This is a genomic window from Delftia sp. NA_296.1, from assembly GCF_052692095.1.
Genome location: NZ_JBQZGF010000004.1, coordinates 417838 through 431653, shown reverse-complemented (window position 1 = coordinate 431653; position 13816 = coordinate 417838). Strand labels below are relative to the sequence as shown.

The window sequence follows — 13816 nt, the reverse complement described above, 5'->3', positions numbered from 1 at the left end:
GCTGATAAGACCAGGGCGCTTGTGTGTGAAACAATTGTTGCGCTCTGTCGGAGTGCCCCCCGGCGGCCTGTTGCGGGCCACTGCCCTTGAAGGCGCGGGGCCTGTGTGACTCAACATGATGTTTGATATGCGCGCAAAGCCTCCCCGCAGCCTGTCCCGCCTGCTGAACGCAGAACCGCTGACCCAGACCACGGTGGCCGTCTGGGTGGGCCTGTGCTGCGTGCTGCTGGCCACGGTGGCGTACTGGACGGTGCTGGTGGACAGCCACCGCACGCAGCGCAGCTTTACCGAGTCCCAGTCCTGGCTGCGGGTGGGGCAAATGTCGCATGCGGTGTCGGTGCAGGTGCAGACCCTGCTGTCCGGCCTGGACTACACCATGCGCGGCCTGGAGTCCGACTTTGCCGATGGCGATGTCGACGGGTTCCGGCGTGCCGTGCAGACCACGTTCGACGCCTACCCGGCCGGCACCTTCCTGCAGATCGCCGTGGCCGACGAGAAAGGGGACATCGTGTACTCCAACCTCCAGCAGGAGGCGCAGACGCGGGCTGCCAAGGTCTCCATCCGGGACCGCGAGCATTTCCAGGTGCATGCCAACCGCGAGAACATGGGCATGTTCATCGGCCGCCCCGTGCAGGGGCGTGTCTCCCACAAATGGACCATACAGCTGAGCCGCGCGCTGTACCGCCAGGGGCAGTTCTCGGGCGTGCTGGTGCTGTCGCTGTCGCCCGAATACATTTCGCGCTATTTCCAGTCCATCTTCGATGGCGCCAACGACGTCATCCTGCTGCTGCGCACCGATGGCGCCTACCTGGCGCGCTCGCAGGGGCAGGAGCAGGTGATGGGCCGCTCGGTCTCCGATGTGCGCGTGGCGCTGTTCGCACCGGCCCTGGAGCGCGGCACCTACGAGGCCGAATCGTCCGTCGATGGCGTGCAGCGCATGTATGCCTGGAGCCGGGTGGAGGGTTATCCACTGATCGTCAGTGCAGGGCTGGACAAGAAAGCCATCTTCGAGTCGCTGGAGGCATCGCTGGAGCGCGGCCTGCTGCGCAACGGCATAGGCACGGCCGTGCTGCTGCTGGGCATGCTGCTGACGCTGTGGCTGGCGCGCCAGCGCCAGCTCAGCGAGCGCATGCGGCTGCAGGGTGAGCGGCGCTTTGCGCGGCTGGCGCAGGAGGTGCCGGGCGGGCTGTTCCAGTTCCGCATAGGCGCGGATGGACAGTTCCGGTTCCCTTTCACCAGCCCCGGATTCTTCGAACTGCATGGCGCCAAGGCCGATGCCGCAAGGTTTGCCGACCATGAACTGCTCAAGCGGGTCCACCCCGAGGATTTGCCGGCCCTGGCGGCCTCGGTGCAGGCCAGCGTGGGCAGCAAGGGTGTCTGGGAGCACAAGTACCGCGTCTACGGCTCTGCAGGCGAGCTGCGCTGGCTGCATGGTCACGCCCGGCCGCAGCAGGAGGAAGACGGCTCCCTGCTGTGGCATGGCTATGTGCACGATGTGACGCAGGACCAGGCCATGCAGGAATCCATACGCCACAGCGAGGAACGCCTGCGCCTGACCGTGGGCGCCGTGCGCGACGGCCTGTGGCAGTGGGACTGCCGCAGCGGCCATGTGGAATGGGATGCCCGCTGCTACCAGATGCTGGGCTTCGAGGCCGCGCAGTTCCCCATGAACTATGACGCCTTCTGCGCCATGGTCCATCCCTCGGACAGGGCGCGGATGCTGGCGCGGCTGCAGCGCCATGCCGAGGCCGGGGCCGACTTCCGCGTGGAGATGCGGCTGCGCAGCTCGGCCGACAGCTGGCTGTGGGTGGAGTCGCGCGGCGAAATCACCCAGCGCGATGCCGACGGCAAGCCCGTGCGCATGCTGGGAACGCACACCGACATACAGCAGCGCGTGGAGCAGTCCCGGCTCATCAAGGCCTTGCTGGACCGGGGAAGCGCCCTGATCGTCATGGCCGGTCCCCAGCGCGAAATCCTCTATGCCAACGAGCGCGCGGTGCAGACCTTCGAGATCGAGACAGACCGGCTGCCCGGCGGCGTGAACTTTCGCGCCCTGCATGTCAGCGACGAGAGCTTCGAGCGCTTCGGCCAGCTCTACGCACAGCTGAACGCACGCGGCACGGTGCGCACGGAATGGATTTTGCGCATGCCTTCGGGCTCGGGCCATTGGTTCGACATGCAGGGCTCGCTGCTGGACCCCGACGAGGACGACGGCCGCGTCATCTGGACCATGATCGATACCGACGCGCGCCGGCGCGCCGAGACCGCGTTGGCCGAGACCCAGCACCGGCTGGAAGCCATCATCGACCGCTTTCCCGCAGGCATTCTGGTCACCGACGCCCAGGGCCGCCAGGTGCTGGCCGCCAACCGCATGCTGGCGGCCGCGCTGCGGCTGGACATGGCGCCTGCCGCCCTGGTGGGGCTGGGCATGCCGGCGCTGATCCAGCTGCTGCCGCCTTCGGTGGCTGGCGTGCTCAGCGCGGGGCCCGTGGCTGGCCGTTCCCTGCATGCGCTGCCCGACGACCACTATGTGGAGATCGAGGGCATGCAGCTGCGCGACGGTGATCGCTCCATCGGCCACTGCTGGGTCTTCCACGATGCGACGGAGCGGCAGCAGCGCGAATCCCAGCTGGAGACCCTGGCGCTGACCGACGCGCTGACCGGCATTCCCAACCGCCGCGCCTTCATGGAGCGGCTGGCGATGGAGCTGGACCATCTGCGCAGCGGACTGGTGGCGCACTCCACGCTGATCATGCTGGACATAGACCACTTCAAGCAGGTGAACGACGGCTACGGCCATGCGGTGGGCGATATCGTGCTCAAGGAGCTGCTGGCCTCGGTGGCGCAGGAAATGCGCAAGGAAGACATGGTGGGCCGGCTGGGCGGCGAGGAGTTTGCCGTGCTGCTGTCCGACACCGATGCCGAGGTGGGCCTGCGCCGCGCCGAAAGCCTGCGCGAAACCGTTGCCGCGCGCGCCATCGATGCGGGCATGGCTGGCGACCTGCGCATCACCATCAGCCTGGGCGTGTACGAGCTGCAGCGCAGCGATGCCTCGGCCCAGGGCTGCCTGGAGCGTGCCGACGCCGCGCTGTACTACTCCAAGCGCAACGGCCGCAACCAGTCCACGCTGTGGAGCGAGCGGCTGCCTGCCATCGCGCGCTGATCCGGGCTGGTGCGGCGCACAGGCCTAGGAATTCACCCCGGTGAATTTTCAGAATCATCCAATGGCCTGATCGGGCCGCAATCCCGAAAATCCTGGGTTCATGCTGTCGCGTGGACCTGCCGCCTCTTGCCTGGCCCCAACACTCGGGTGCGGCCGACTCTCCGTGCAACCCATCACAAAAAGAGGCTGCGCGCCGAGCGCAGGGCGAGGAATGTATGACGTACAACCGCTGGTCCACGGTGCATATCGCGCCGCTTTCGCGAGCGCAGTTCTGGAGCGATGCCAGCCGCGAGGCGCAGATGCCGCACACGCCCCTGGTCGCGCAGCCCGAGCGCTTCGAGGCCGTGCTGACATCGCGCGGCGTGGGCGCGGTGGTGCTCAACCGCATCCAGATGGCGGCCGAACATGGCATGGAGCGCCTGCATGACGATGGCCAGCGCGCAGGCCCGCCCTGCCTGCTGTGCGTGCTCTATGCCAAAGGTGGAGCCCAGGTATTCGCACCGGATGCACCTGACGTACCTGACCTGTCGGACGTGCCGGACGTACCGGATGCCTCGGCGTCATCCGGGGAGCCGGGCATGGCGGTTGCGGGCAGGAGGCTGCAGGCGCAACCCGGCCAGCTGTTCCTGCTGGATGAGCGGCGCGGCTACCGCATCTGGCAGAAAGAGGCCGTGGACCTGGTGGTGCTGGCCGTGCCGCTGGCACTGATCGATCCGCGTGGCGGCCTGGCTTCGCAACTGCTGGCACGCAGCCTGCCCGACTGTGCGTCGCTTCAACTGCTGGTCCAGCAGATGCAATTGCTGGCCGCGTGGCAGGACCCCTTGCCCGAGGCCGAATCCGCCAGGCTGTCCGACTTGGTCATCAACACCGTGAAGACCGTGCTGCAGGCCAGCGCCGACATGGCGACGGCCCGACCGGGCGCGCCCATGCACGTGCTGTTGCGCAGGGTGCGCCAGCTCATTGCCCGCCAGTACCCGGACCCGGCGTTGGGGCCCGAGCGCGTGGCGTCCAGGCTGGGGCTGTCCGTGCGCTCGCTGCAATCCCAGCTGTCGCGCGAAGGCACCAGCCTCAGCGCCGAACTCATGGCCTATCGCCTGGAACGCGCCCATGCGCTGCTGCGTGGCACGGAGCCGGGAACGCTGGGCATCGCGGAGATCTCGCAGCACTGCGGTTTCAGCTCACCCGCGCATTTTTCCCGGCGGTTCAGGGCACGCTACGGCAGCACGCCGCTGGGACTGCTGCGGGATGCGGAGGGCGGGCAGGGGGCCTAGGCAGGCTGGGCGGCGCCGCGCCCGGCGTGGCGTGCGCAGATCAGGCCGAGGATTTCGAACATCATCTGCGCGCCCGCATGGGCGGTGTTGGTGGTGGCGTCGTAGGCTGGCGACACCTCCACCACATCGCCGCCCACGATGTGGATGCCGGCCAGGCCGCGCACCATGGCCTGTGCCTCGCGCACGGTGAGTCCCCCGACCTCGGGCGTGCCCGTGCCGGGCGCAAAGGCCGGGTCCAGGCAGTCGATGTCGAAGGAGACGTAGACGGGCGCATCGCCCACCACCTCGCGTGCGCGGGCAATGACGCCGTCCACGCCCAGCGCGGGAATGTCTTCGGCATGGATCACGGTCATGCCCGACTCATAGGAAAACTCCCAGAGATATTCGGCCGCGCCGCGTATGCCGATCTGAATGGTCCGCGTGGGGTCGAGCACGCCGTCCAGCACGGCCTGACGAAACGGGCCGCCGTGGTGAAAGCGGCTGCCGTCGAAGGGGCCGCCGGTATCGCAGTGGGCATCGAAGTGGACCAGGGCCAGTGGCCGGTCGCGGCCCAGCGCCCGCAATATGGGCAGGGTGATGGAATGGTCTCCGCCCGCAGACAGCGGAATCACGCCGGCCGCATGGATCTTCGCGAAGGCCGACTCTATGTCGCGGTGCGACTGTTCCAGGCTGTAGCGGCTGGACAGCGGCACGTCGCCGATGTCCGCCACGCGCAGCTCGCGTGTGGGAGCGGATCGAAGCACATGGTTGTAGGGGCCCACGCGTTCGATGGAACGCAGGGCCCGGGGGCCGAAGCGGCAGCCGCTGCGGTTGCTGATGCCCAGGTCCATGGGCACGCCGATCAGCGCGGCCTGGAGGTCGCCGAAATCCGGGCGGCTCCAGTCCATGGGGCGCATGGGCGCGTCCAGCAGCGTGGGCATGCCTGCGTAGGGCGCGTTGCGCGTGCCGCTGGCATCGATGATGTGGGCGGCCACGGCGCGGAAATGCGGGTCGTGGATCACGGACTCGTTGGCGCCGCCGAAGCGTGCGCGCAGCGCCTGCAGCCTGTCTGGTGTGAAAAGCGTCATGTGGTCTCCGATTCAGTGCCGGGATCAGGATTGAATGCCCGACAGCGAGCGCTGCTGCGTGCGCTGCGCCAGGCTGATGAGGATGAAGCTGGCCGTGCTCACGGCCAGGCTGGCATAGATGGGCGTGTTGGACGCCAGGCCGTCCCTGACCATGAAGGCGACGGCCGTGGCGCAGCCCAGCAGCATGCTGGCGATGGCGCCCGCCGTGGTGGCCCGGCGCCAGTAGATGGCGCCGATCAGCGGCACCAGCATGCCGCCCACCAGCAGGTTGTAGGCGGTGGTCAGGGCATTGAGCACATCGTCCACCACCAGGGCGATGCCGAGCACGGCCAGCCCCACCAGCAGCGTCAGCAGCCGGTGCCAGCGCACATCGACCAGCGGCCGGCCGCCCCGCAGCAGGGGCACGAGGTCCTCGGCCAGCACGGTGGAGCCGGCCAGCATGGCGGCGCTGGCGGTGGACATCATGGCCGCCAGTGCGGCAGCGATCACAAGGCCGCGGATGCCGTCCGGCAGGCTGGCCTGCACGATGGCGGCAAAGGCATTGTTGGCGTTGTCCAGGTCCGGCAGCAGCACGCGCGCTGTCATGCCCACCAGGGCGCCGACCAGTCCGTAGACCACGCAGTACACGCCGGCGAGGCTGCCCGCCACGGCGGCCACCCGTTCGCTGCGGGCCGTGAACACGCGCTGCCACACGTCCTGGCCGATCATGATTCCGAAGAAATAGATGACGAAGTAGGTGGCGATGGTGTCCCAGCCGATGTGGGTGACATCGAAGCTGGACGCAGGCAGCCGTGCAACCAGCTGGTCCCAGCCGCCCACGCGGTACAGGCAGATGGGCAGCAGGATCAGCATCAGGCCCGCGGTCTTGATCACGAACTGCACGATGTCCGTCAGCGTCAGCGACCACATGCCGCCCACGGCCGAGTAGATGACCACGACGCCCCCGCCCACCAGGATGGAGATCCACAGCGGCAGGTCGAACAGCACCTGCATCACGGTGCCGATGGCGATCACCGACGTGGCCGCCAGCATCAGCGAGTAGGCCAGCATCACCAGGGCGCTGGCCTGCTTGGTACGGGCGCTGTAGCGCCGCTCCAGCACCTGGGTCACGGTGCAGATGCGCAGCCTGAGAAGGGGCTTGGCCAGGAACAGGTTGAGCACCAGCAGGCCCGCGCCCAGCGCCGCGCACAGCCAGAATCCGGAGATGCCGTACACATAGCCCAGGCGCACCGTGCCCACGGTGCTGGCGCCGCCTATCACCGTGGCGGCCATGGTGCCCATGTACAGGCCGGGCCCGAGGTTGCGGCCGGCCACGAGAAAGTCCTCCTGCGTCTTCGCGCGGCGCATGCCGTACCAGCCCAGCAGCAGCATGGCCGCCGCGTAGATCACCACGACCGAGATATCGAGCAACATGGTTTGTCTCCCTTTTGTTGCGGCCCTGTTGGCAGGGGCCTCTTGAAACAGCGGTATCCATGGAAGTGAATCCCCTGGACCGCCCCTCTTGTTCTGTATTGCAGTCCCTCTTTGTTCAATCCAGATGTGCTGCAACAGCCGTGGATGCTAGACAGCAGCCCGGATTGCATCCATTTCAAGTTCCATTTACAAACATCGATAAGAATCGATCTTTTCCGAGTGAAAACCCCATGCTCCATACCGTTTCAGACTTGGACCTGCGGCTGCTGCGCGTGTTTCTGGCCATCGTTGACGCGGGCGGCGTGTCGGCGGCGCAGGCCAGCCTTGGCGTAGGGCAGTCCACGCTCAGCAGTCAGCTGTCCACACTGGAGACGCGGCTGGGTTTCAGTTTGTGCGAACGGGGGCGCGGCGGCTTTCGCCTGACGGCCAAGGGCCGGCGCTTCGTCGATATGGCTCGCACGGCCCTGCAGGGACTGGAAGGCTTCAGTGCGCAGGCGCGCAACATGCACCGGCAGCTGGTCGGCAGCCTGGCCATCGGCCTGATCGGCAATGCACCCATGGAATACAACGCGCTCATGGGGCGGGCCATACAGCGCTTTCGCCAGCGCGACGAGGCCGTGCGCCTGTCGGTGCTGGTGCGCGGGCCGCGCGAGCTGGAAGAGATGCTGCTGCGCGACGAGCTGCAGGTCGCCGTGGGCTATTTCCTGCACCGCGCCCCGGCGCTGGAATACACGCTGCTGTTCAGCGAAAGGCAGGTGGCCTATTGCAGCGCCAGCCATCCCTTTGCCGCACGCGCGGGCCGCATCGGCGCGCAGGAGGCGGGCGAGGCCGACTGGACCTGGCGCACCTATCCACTGCCGCAGGCCCCGCTGACGGGGCGCCCGCGCCATGTCACCTCAGAGGCGGACAACATGGAGGCGGCCGCCATCCTCATCCTGTCAGGCGCCCACCTGGGCTACCTGCCAGAGCACTACGCGGCGCCCTATGTGGCTGCCGGCCTGCTGCATGCGCTGGACGAATCCCTCTTCAGCTATGACGTGGACATCACCATGGTGGCCAAGAAGCGCGCACGCCAGGACGACATCACGGCCGCGTTCACGGACGACATGCGTGCCGTGCTGTAGGGGCGCCGTGGCACAGCGGCATCAGACCTGCAGCAGGCTCAGCGCAAAGGGCAGGCTGAGCACGCCCAGCAGCGTGGACAGCGTGACCAGCCCCGCCACATACGAGCCGTTGTAGCCCATGCGCGCGGCCAGCACATAGCACGACGATGCGGTGGGCAGGGCCGAGAAGGCCATGAGGATCAGCGCCTGCGCACCGCTCAGGCCAAACGCCCGCACCATGGCATAGGCGATCAGCGGCTGCACCAGATGCCGCACGGCCAGCAGGCACACGGCCAGCAGCTTGCCGGCGGCCAGCGCGCCGAACTGCATGCCTGCGCCGGCCGACATCAGGCCCAGCGCGATGGAGGCTGCGCCTATGCGGGAGATCGACGGCTCGATCAGCGCCGGCAGCTTCAACCCCAGCGCGCTGAACACCAAGCCCGACAGCGTGCCCACGATCAGCGGATTGCGCACCAGCTGCCCCAGGAAATGCTGGTTGCTGCCGCGCGCCATGGGCCAGACGGCCGCGATATTGCACAGCGGCACGCTCACGCCGATCAGCACCGAGATGAACAGCAGGCCCTCAGGCCCCGCCAGCCGGCTGGCCAGCGCCAGGCCGATGAAGGAGTTGAAGCGAAACGCCACCTGCACGGCGCCGGCATGCTCGCGTGTGTCGATCCGGCCGCGCAGGCCCGGCCACCAGGGCAGGCTGTAGGCCAGGGCAATGCCGACCAGGGCCGCGCACACGCCAGCGGCCAGCAAGTGGGAGGTGGCACCCCAGTCCACCGGGCTCTTGACGATGGAGTGGAACAGCAGCACCGGGAACAGCAGGTAGTACACCAGCGCCTCCACTGCCTGCCAGACCGTGCGGTTGAGCTGTGTGAAGCGGCACAGCACGTAGCCAAGCACGATGAGCGAAAAATCGGGGAAGAGCAGCACGGCGTAGTTCACGGGGGCAGAGCATAAGCGCAACCCCGCAGTCGCCGCGTCTCCCGAGAAACCATGGCGCGAGGCTAGGGGTAAACACCGGGAAATCAGTGCTGCGACAAACTGTGACAACCGGGCCCCGGGCCTTAGCATCGCTGGGGTCCACACAGCCGATCCGAAAGCGCAGGTCCTGACGACCGTCAAGCGCGCAGCGGGCTCCAGGCCCCACCATGGCTGTTCCGTGGCAGCGTTTGCGAGCCTTCATTTCGCAGACCATCCATCCGCAGGCACGGCCTTGCGGATGTCCATGAAACCTTCTTCGTCAACACGACCCCCAAAAGGAGATCTTGTATGAATCGTCGCAGCTGGATGGGCCTGACCCTGGTCCTCGCAAGCACCGGAGCCCTGGCCCAGGCCTATCCCACCAAGCCGATCAAGCTGGTGGTGCCCTTCGCCCCCGGTGGCACGACCGACATCATCGCCCGCGTGATCGCCGAACCCCTGACCAAGGAACTGGGCCAGCCCGTGGTGGTGGACAACCGCGGCGGTGGCGGCGGCGTCATCGGCGCCATGGAAACCGCGCGCTCGCAGCCCGATGGCTACAGCCTGGGCATTGCCACGGTCTCGACCACGGCGACCAACCCCGCGATCAACCCCAAGATCTCGTACAACACGCTGACGGACTTCACGCCCATCATCAACGTGGCGGCCACGCCCAACGTGATTGCGGTGAACCCCAAGTTCCCCGCCAAGGACTACAAGAGCTTCGAGGCCGAACTCAAGAAGTCCCAGGGCAAGTACTCCTATGCCTCCTCGGGCACGGGCGGCATCCAGCACATGCTGATGGAGCTGTACAAGAGCCTGACCAACACCTTCGTCACCCACATCCCCTACCGCGGTGCGGGCCCGGCGCTCAACGACGTGGTGGCGGGCCAGGTGCCCATGGTGCTGGACAACCTGCCCTCGGCCCTGCCGTTCATCAAGGACAACCGCCTGGTGCCCATCGTGGTGGCCGCGCCCCAGCGCCTGGCCGTGCTGCCCAATGTGCCCACCTTCAAGGAAGTGGGCCTGGAGCCGGTGAACCGCATGGCCTACTACGGCATCCTGGGCCCCAAGAACATGCCCAAGGACGTGGTGGACAAGATCAACGCCGCCGTGCGCAAGGTGCTGCAGGACCCGGCCGTGCGCAAGCGCATCGAGGACACGGGCTCCCTGGTCATCGGCAACTCGCCTGAAGAGTTCGCCAAGCAGATCAAGGACGAGTACGAGACGTACAAGAAGGTGGTTGCTCAGCAGAAACTCACGCTGGAGTAAGCACCGCCTTGAGCGGTTGGCTCAGAACCCGAGGCTCCTTGCGGACCTCGGGTTTTTTCGTTGTAGGCTTGATGGGATGTCCCAAGTGCCTGCTGCTTCCATCGCTTCCCCATCGGCTGCCGAAGCCGAATCTGCTGCCGATCCTGCATCCTGGCCGGCGCCGCTGCCGGCCAGCCTGGATGCGCTGGACCTGTTCATGGATGCGCTGCTGCTGGAGGACGGGCTGTCGCGCAATACGCTGGCGGCCTATCGCCGGGATCTGACGGCCTGGGGGCGGTGGCTGGCGCACCAGCAGCCGCCGCTGGCGCTGGATGCGGCGGGCGAGCTGGAGCTGCAGGGCTATTTCGCGGTGCGGGTGGAGCAGACCAAGGCCAGCTCTTCCAACCGGCGGCTGACGGTGCTGCGCCGCTACTACCACTGGGCGCTGCGCGAGCAGCGCATTGCCGCCGATCCCACGGCACGCATGCTGGCGGCCCGGCAGCCGCCGCGCGTGCCGCATACGCTGACGCAGGCGCAGGTGGAGGCACTGCTCAGGGCGCCCGATGTCGATACGCCGCTGGGCCTGCGTGACCGCGCCATGCTGGAGCTGATGTATGCCAGCGGCCTGCGCGTGAGCGAGCTGGTGGATCTGCCCTTGCATGGCATCGATCTGCGCTCGGGCGTATTGCGCGTGACGGGCAAGGGGCAAAAGGAAAGGCTGGTGCCCTTCGGCCAGGAGGCGCACTGGTGGCTGGAGCGCTACCTGGCCACGGCGCGTGGTGCCATCCTGGGCGGGCAGCGCAGCGATGCGGTCTTCGTGACCCAGCGCGGAGCGGCCATGAGCCGCGTGATGTTCTGGGTCATCGTCAAGCGCTGCGCGCAGGTTGCGGGCGTCACGGCACCGCTGTCACCGCACACGCTGCGCCATGCCTTCGCCACCCACCTGCTCAACCATGGCGCAGACCTGCGCGTGGTGCAGATGCTGCTGGGCCATGCCGACATCTCCACCACCACCATCTACACCCATGTGGCGCGCGAGCGGCTCAAGGCATTGCACGCTTTGCACCATCCGCGTGGTTGATTGGATGTGGAGGGTTCGCCGGTTTAGGTGTTTCTGCCGTTGAAATCGTCGAAGTGGCAAAGCCTGTCCCGGGGATATGCGCTTTGCAGAACAATCACCGCCGTGTTCGATGTGTTTCTGCGGAGTTTTCGATGACTGATTTCCTGCGCCGGCATGTGCTGGTGACTTCCATGCTGGCGGCGACGGTCGCTGCTGCGGCCTTGCCGATGTCCGCGTCGGCCGCCGATGCCGCCTGGCCCAGCCGGCCCATCCGCGTGGTGGTTTCCTATCCGGCCGGTGGCGTCAGCGACGTGGTGGCGCGCGCCCTGGGCGAGAAGCTGGCCGCCCGCCTGGGCCAGCCCGTGGTGGTGGACAACAAGGCCGGCGCCGGCGGCGCCATCGGCCTGGACCTGGTGGCCAAGGCCGCACCTGATGGCTATACGCTGGGCTTTTCCTCCATCAGCCCGCTGACGCTGAGCCCGCACCTGGGCAAGCCGCTGTTCGATCCGCAGCGCGATCTCGTGCCCGTGACCAGCGTGATGTATTCGCCCGTGCTGCTGCTGGGCACGGCGCGCTCCACGGCGACCGATTTCAAGGCACTGGTGGCGCAGGCCAAGGCCCAGCCCGGCGAAGTCCGCTGGGCCACGGCCGGCCTGGCATCGCTGGGCCACATCATGCTCGAGCAGATCATGTATGCCTCGCAGGCCAAGATCACGCACATTCCCTACAAGGGCGGCGGCCAGCAGCTCAATGATGGCCTGAGCGCCCAGTTCGAGGTGCTCTCCACCAACGCCGGGCCGGCCGTGCTGCAGCACATCAAGGCGGGCAAGTTCAAGGCCCTGGCCGTGGGCGCTCCCCAGCGCCTGGAGTCGCTGCCCGGCGTGCCCACGCTGGCCGAGCTGGGCTACAAGAGCGCCAACATGACCTCGGTGTTCGGCATCTTCGCGCCCGCAGGAACGCCCGCGCCCGTGCTGCAAAGGCTCAATGCCGAGATCAACCAGGTGCTGACCCAGCCCGACATGCGTGCCAAGCTGGAGGCCACCGACAACGTGGCCACGGGCGGCAAGGCCGAGGATTTCGCGCGCCAGATCGAGGCCGAGTCCCAGTCCAACGCGCGCATCATCCAGGCTGCAGGCATCAAGCTGAACTGATACCGCTGCGGCGCGTGGCATGCAAAAAGGGCTTGCGGCTTCCCGGCCGCAAGCCCTTTGCCATGATGGCCGACCCGTTCAGACCGAGGCGTCGTCCGCCGTGAGGTTGTCGGCCCAGGCCAGGGCCTGCAGGTGCGCCCAGTTGACCTGGTGGTTGGACAGCTGCAAGGCGTTGGCGGCGCGCGCAAAGCCTTCGTCGTCGCCGCTTTCGCAGGCGCGCGTCAGCTCCAGGAAGGGCGCGAACACGCCCTTGTTGTGCACCAGCGCATCGATCACGGGCTGGGGCAGGGCGATGGATTCCAGCGCCTTTTCCATGGGCTGGCCCAGCATCACGTCCAGCAGCGAGAACACGCCCACCACGAAGGCGTTGTCGCATTCCTCGGGCGAGAGCAGCTCGGCCGTCAGCAGCTCCATCAGGCGTCCGCGCACCACGGCGGTCTGGCCCACGGCCGGTGGCGTGCCGCCCGCGCGCGAGGTGGTCAGCAGCAGCGCGGCCCAGCGGAACAGCTTCTTGAGGCCCAGGATCATCACCGCATGGCGGAACGAGGTGATCTCGCAGGACAGGCCGAATCCCGAGGAGTTGATGAAGCGCAGCAGGTTGAAGGACAGCGTGGGGTCCTTCTTGAGCAGGGCCTCGATCTCGTCCGTGCTGGCCTGCTGGCGCACCAGGTTGATCAGCTGGATGATGGTGGCCTGCGTGGGGCGGATGGTGCGCGCCTGCACGAGCTGCGGCTGGGCGAACCAGAAGCCCTGGAACAGCCGCACGCCCAGGTCGCGCATGCGCTCGAACTGCTCGGAGGTCTCGACCTTTTCGGCCACGATCTGGGCATTGGTATGGGCGCGTGCGAAATTCACCAGGGTCTCGGCATCGGCCAGCGCAAAGGTCTGCATGTCCAGCTTGATGAATGCGGCCGCAGGCAGCCAGCTGGCATAGGCGCGGCGCAGCAGGTGCTGGTTGAAGGCCAGGCGGAAACCGCGCTGGCGCAGGGCCTGGAAGGTGGGCAGGCGCTCTTCGATATCGGCTGTGGTGGCGTTCTCGCCCAGCGTGGTCACTTCCAGCACCACCTTGTCGGGGTGGATCAGTTCCAGGTGGCCGCCGGCCAGGCTGTCATGCGTGCAGTTGATGAAGACCGTCTTCTTGCCCACCAGCGCCTCGGCTCCCGCATACGACAGCGCATTGAACAGCAGGGCGGCATCGGAGGCCGCCGTGTGCGCATGCTGGGCTGTGGAGCGATCGAAGAGTTCATAGCCGAAGACATCGCGCGCCTCGTTGACGATGGCCTGGCGCGCAATGACGGCCACCTGTCCGTCCTCCACTCCTTCTGGCAGGGGCGGTGGCGGAGCGGAGGAGTTGTCGTTGGTAGTCAT

10 protein-coding genes are annotated in these 13816 nt (G+C 67.2%); 6 read left to right on the top strand and 4 right to left on the bottom strand.

Features of this window, described 5'->3' with window-relative positions; genetic code table 11:
• Nucleotides 1-115 precede the first annotated feature (115 nt).
• Together ACUTR7_RS12870 and ACUTR7_RS12865 are read left to right on the top strand one after the other, a co-directional pair.
• The gene (locus tag ACUTR7_RS12870; RefSeq protein ID WP_445608964.1) at nt 116-3163 is read left to right on the top strand and encodes a diguanylate cyclase; all 3048 of its coding nucleotides are present in this window, start codon (nt 116-118) and stop codon (nt 3161-3163) included.
• Between the two features lie 215 nt (nt 3164-3378).
• A complete protein-coding gene (locus ACUTR7_RS12865; RefSeq protein WP_445608963.1) occupies nt 3379-4434 on the top strand; it encodes a helix-turn-helix transcriptional regulator in 1056 nt (351 codons plus the stop codon).
• Here ACUTR7_RS12865 and speB read toward each other — a convergent pair.
• Nucleotides 4431-5501 carry an agmatinase gene (speB, locus tag ACUTR7_RS12860; RefSeq protein WP_445608962.1) on the bottom strand — a complete coding sequence of 357 codons (1071 nt, stop codon included), beginning with the start codon at nt 5499-5501 and terminating at the stop codon, nt 4431-4433. The two genes, ACUTR7_RS12865 and speB, sit on opposite strands and share 4 nt — an antisense overlap.
• A 24-nt stretch (nt 5502-5525) precedes the next feature.
• Nucleotides 5526-6914, bottom strand: a complete 1389-nt coding sequence (locus tag ACUTR7_RS12855) for a sodium:solute symporter (protein ID WP_071956580.1) — start codon at nt 6912-6914, stop codon at nt 5526-5528.
• A gap of 230 nt (nt 6915-7144) precedes the next feature.
• Here ACUTR7_RS12855 and ACUTR7_RS12850 point away from each other — a divergent pair, with 230 nt between their 5' ends.
• Complete coding sequence (locus ACUTR7_RS12850; RefSeq protein WP_012206919.1) at nt 7145-8038, top strand: LysR family transcriptional regulator; 894 nt, start codon at nt 7145-7147, stop codon at nt 8036-8038.
• Between the two features lie 21 nt (nt 8039-8059).
• Here the strand turns inward: ACUTR7_RS12850 and ACUTR7_RS12845 are convergent, their stop codons facing one another.
• Nucleotides 8060-8968, bottom strand: coding sequence for an AEC family transporter (locus ACUTR7_RS12845; protein ID WP_445608961.1), 909 nt, complete (start codon nt 8966-8968; stop codon nt 8060-8062).
• Between the two features lie 327 nt (nt 8969-9295).
• Between ACUTR7_RS12845 and ACUTR7_RS12840 the strand changes: the two genes are divergently transcribed.
• The 3 genes from ACUTR7_RS12840 (at nt 9296) to ACUTR7_RS12830 (ending at nt 12448) form a co-directional block, all read left to right on the top strand.
• Entirely contained in the window at nt 9296-10258 is a 963-nt protein-coding gene (locus ACUTR7_RS12840; protein ID WP_012206917.1) for a tripartite tricarboxylate transporter substrate binding protein BugE, read from the top strand.
• Between the two features lie 76 nt (nt 10259-10334).
• Complete coding sequence (xerD, locus tag ACUTR7_RS12835) at nt 10335-11318, top strand: site-specific tyrosine recombinase XerD (RefSeq protein ID WP_445608960.1); 984 nt, start codon at nt 10335-10337, stop codon at nt 11316-11318.
• 131 nt (nt 11319-11449) lie between these two features.
• Nucleotides 11450-12448 carry a Bug family tripartite tricarboxylate transporter substrate binding protein gene (locus ACUTR7_RS12830; protein WP_013801099.1) on the top strand — a complete coding sequence of 333 codons (999 nt, stop codon included), beginning with the start codon at nt 11450-11452 and terminating at the stop codon, nt 12446-12448.
• Nucleotides 12449-12526: 78 nt separating this feature from the next.
• Here the strand turns inward: ACUTR7_RS12830 and ACUTR7_RS12825 are convergent, their stop codons facing one another.
• Nucleotides 12527-13816, bottom strand: coding sequence for an EAL and HDOD domain-containing protein (locus tag ACUTR7_RS12825; protein WP_180319006.1), 1290 nt, complete (start codon nt 13814-13816; stop codon nt 12527-12529).

Bases quoted from the DNA above. Each gene is read 5' to 3' on its own strand.
- xerD (WP_445608960.1), top strand. From the start codon at position 10,335: ATGTCCCAAGTGCCTGCTGCTTCCATCGCTTCCCCATCGGCTGCCGAA.
- ACUTR7_RS12830 (WP_013801099.1), top strand. From the start codon at position 11,450: ATGACTGATTTCCTGCGCCGGCATGTGCTGGTGACTTCCATGCTGGCG.
- speB (WP_445608962.1), bottom strand. From the start codon at position 5,501: ATGACGCTTTTCACACCAGACAGGCTGCAGGCGCTGCGCGCACGCTTC.
- ACUTR7_RS12850 (WP_012206919.1), top strand. From the start codon at position 7,145: ATGCTCCATACCGTTTCAGACTTGGACCTGCGGCTGCTGCGCGTGTTT.
- ACUTR7_RS12825 (WP_180319006.1), bottom strand. From the start codon at position 13,816: ATGACTACCAACGACAACTCCTCCGCTCCGCCACCGCCCCTGCCAGAA.
- ACUTR7_RS12870 (WP_445608964.1), top strand. From the start codon at position 116: ATGATGTTTGATATGCGCGCAAAGCCTCCCCGCAGCCTGTCCCGCCTG.
- ACUTR7_RS12865 (WP_445608963.1), top strand. From the start codon at position 3,379: ATGACGTACAACCGCTGGTCCACGGTGCATATCGCGCCGCTTTCGCGA.
- ACUTR7_RS12840 (WP_012206917.1), top strand. From the start codon at position 9,296: ATGAATCGTCGCAGCTGGATGGGCCTGACCCTGGTCCTCGCAAGCACC.
- ACUTR7_RS12855 (WP_071956580.1), bottom strand. From the start codon at position 6,914: ATGTTGCTCGATATCTCGGTCGTGGTGATCTACGCGGCGGCCATGCTG.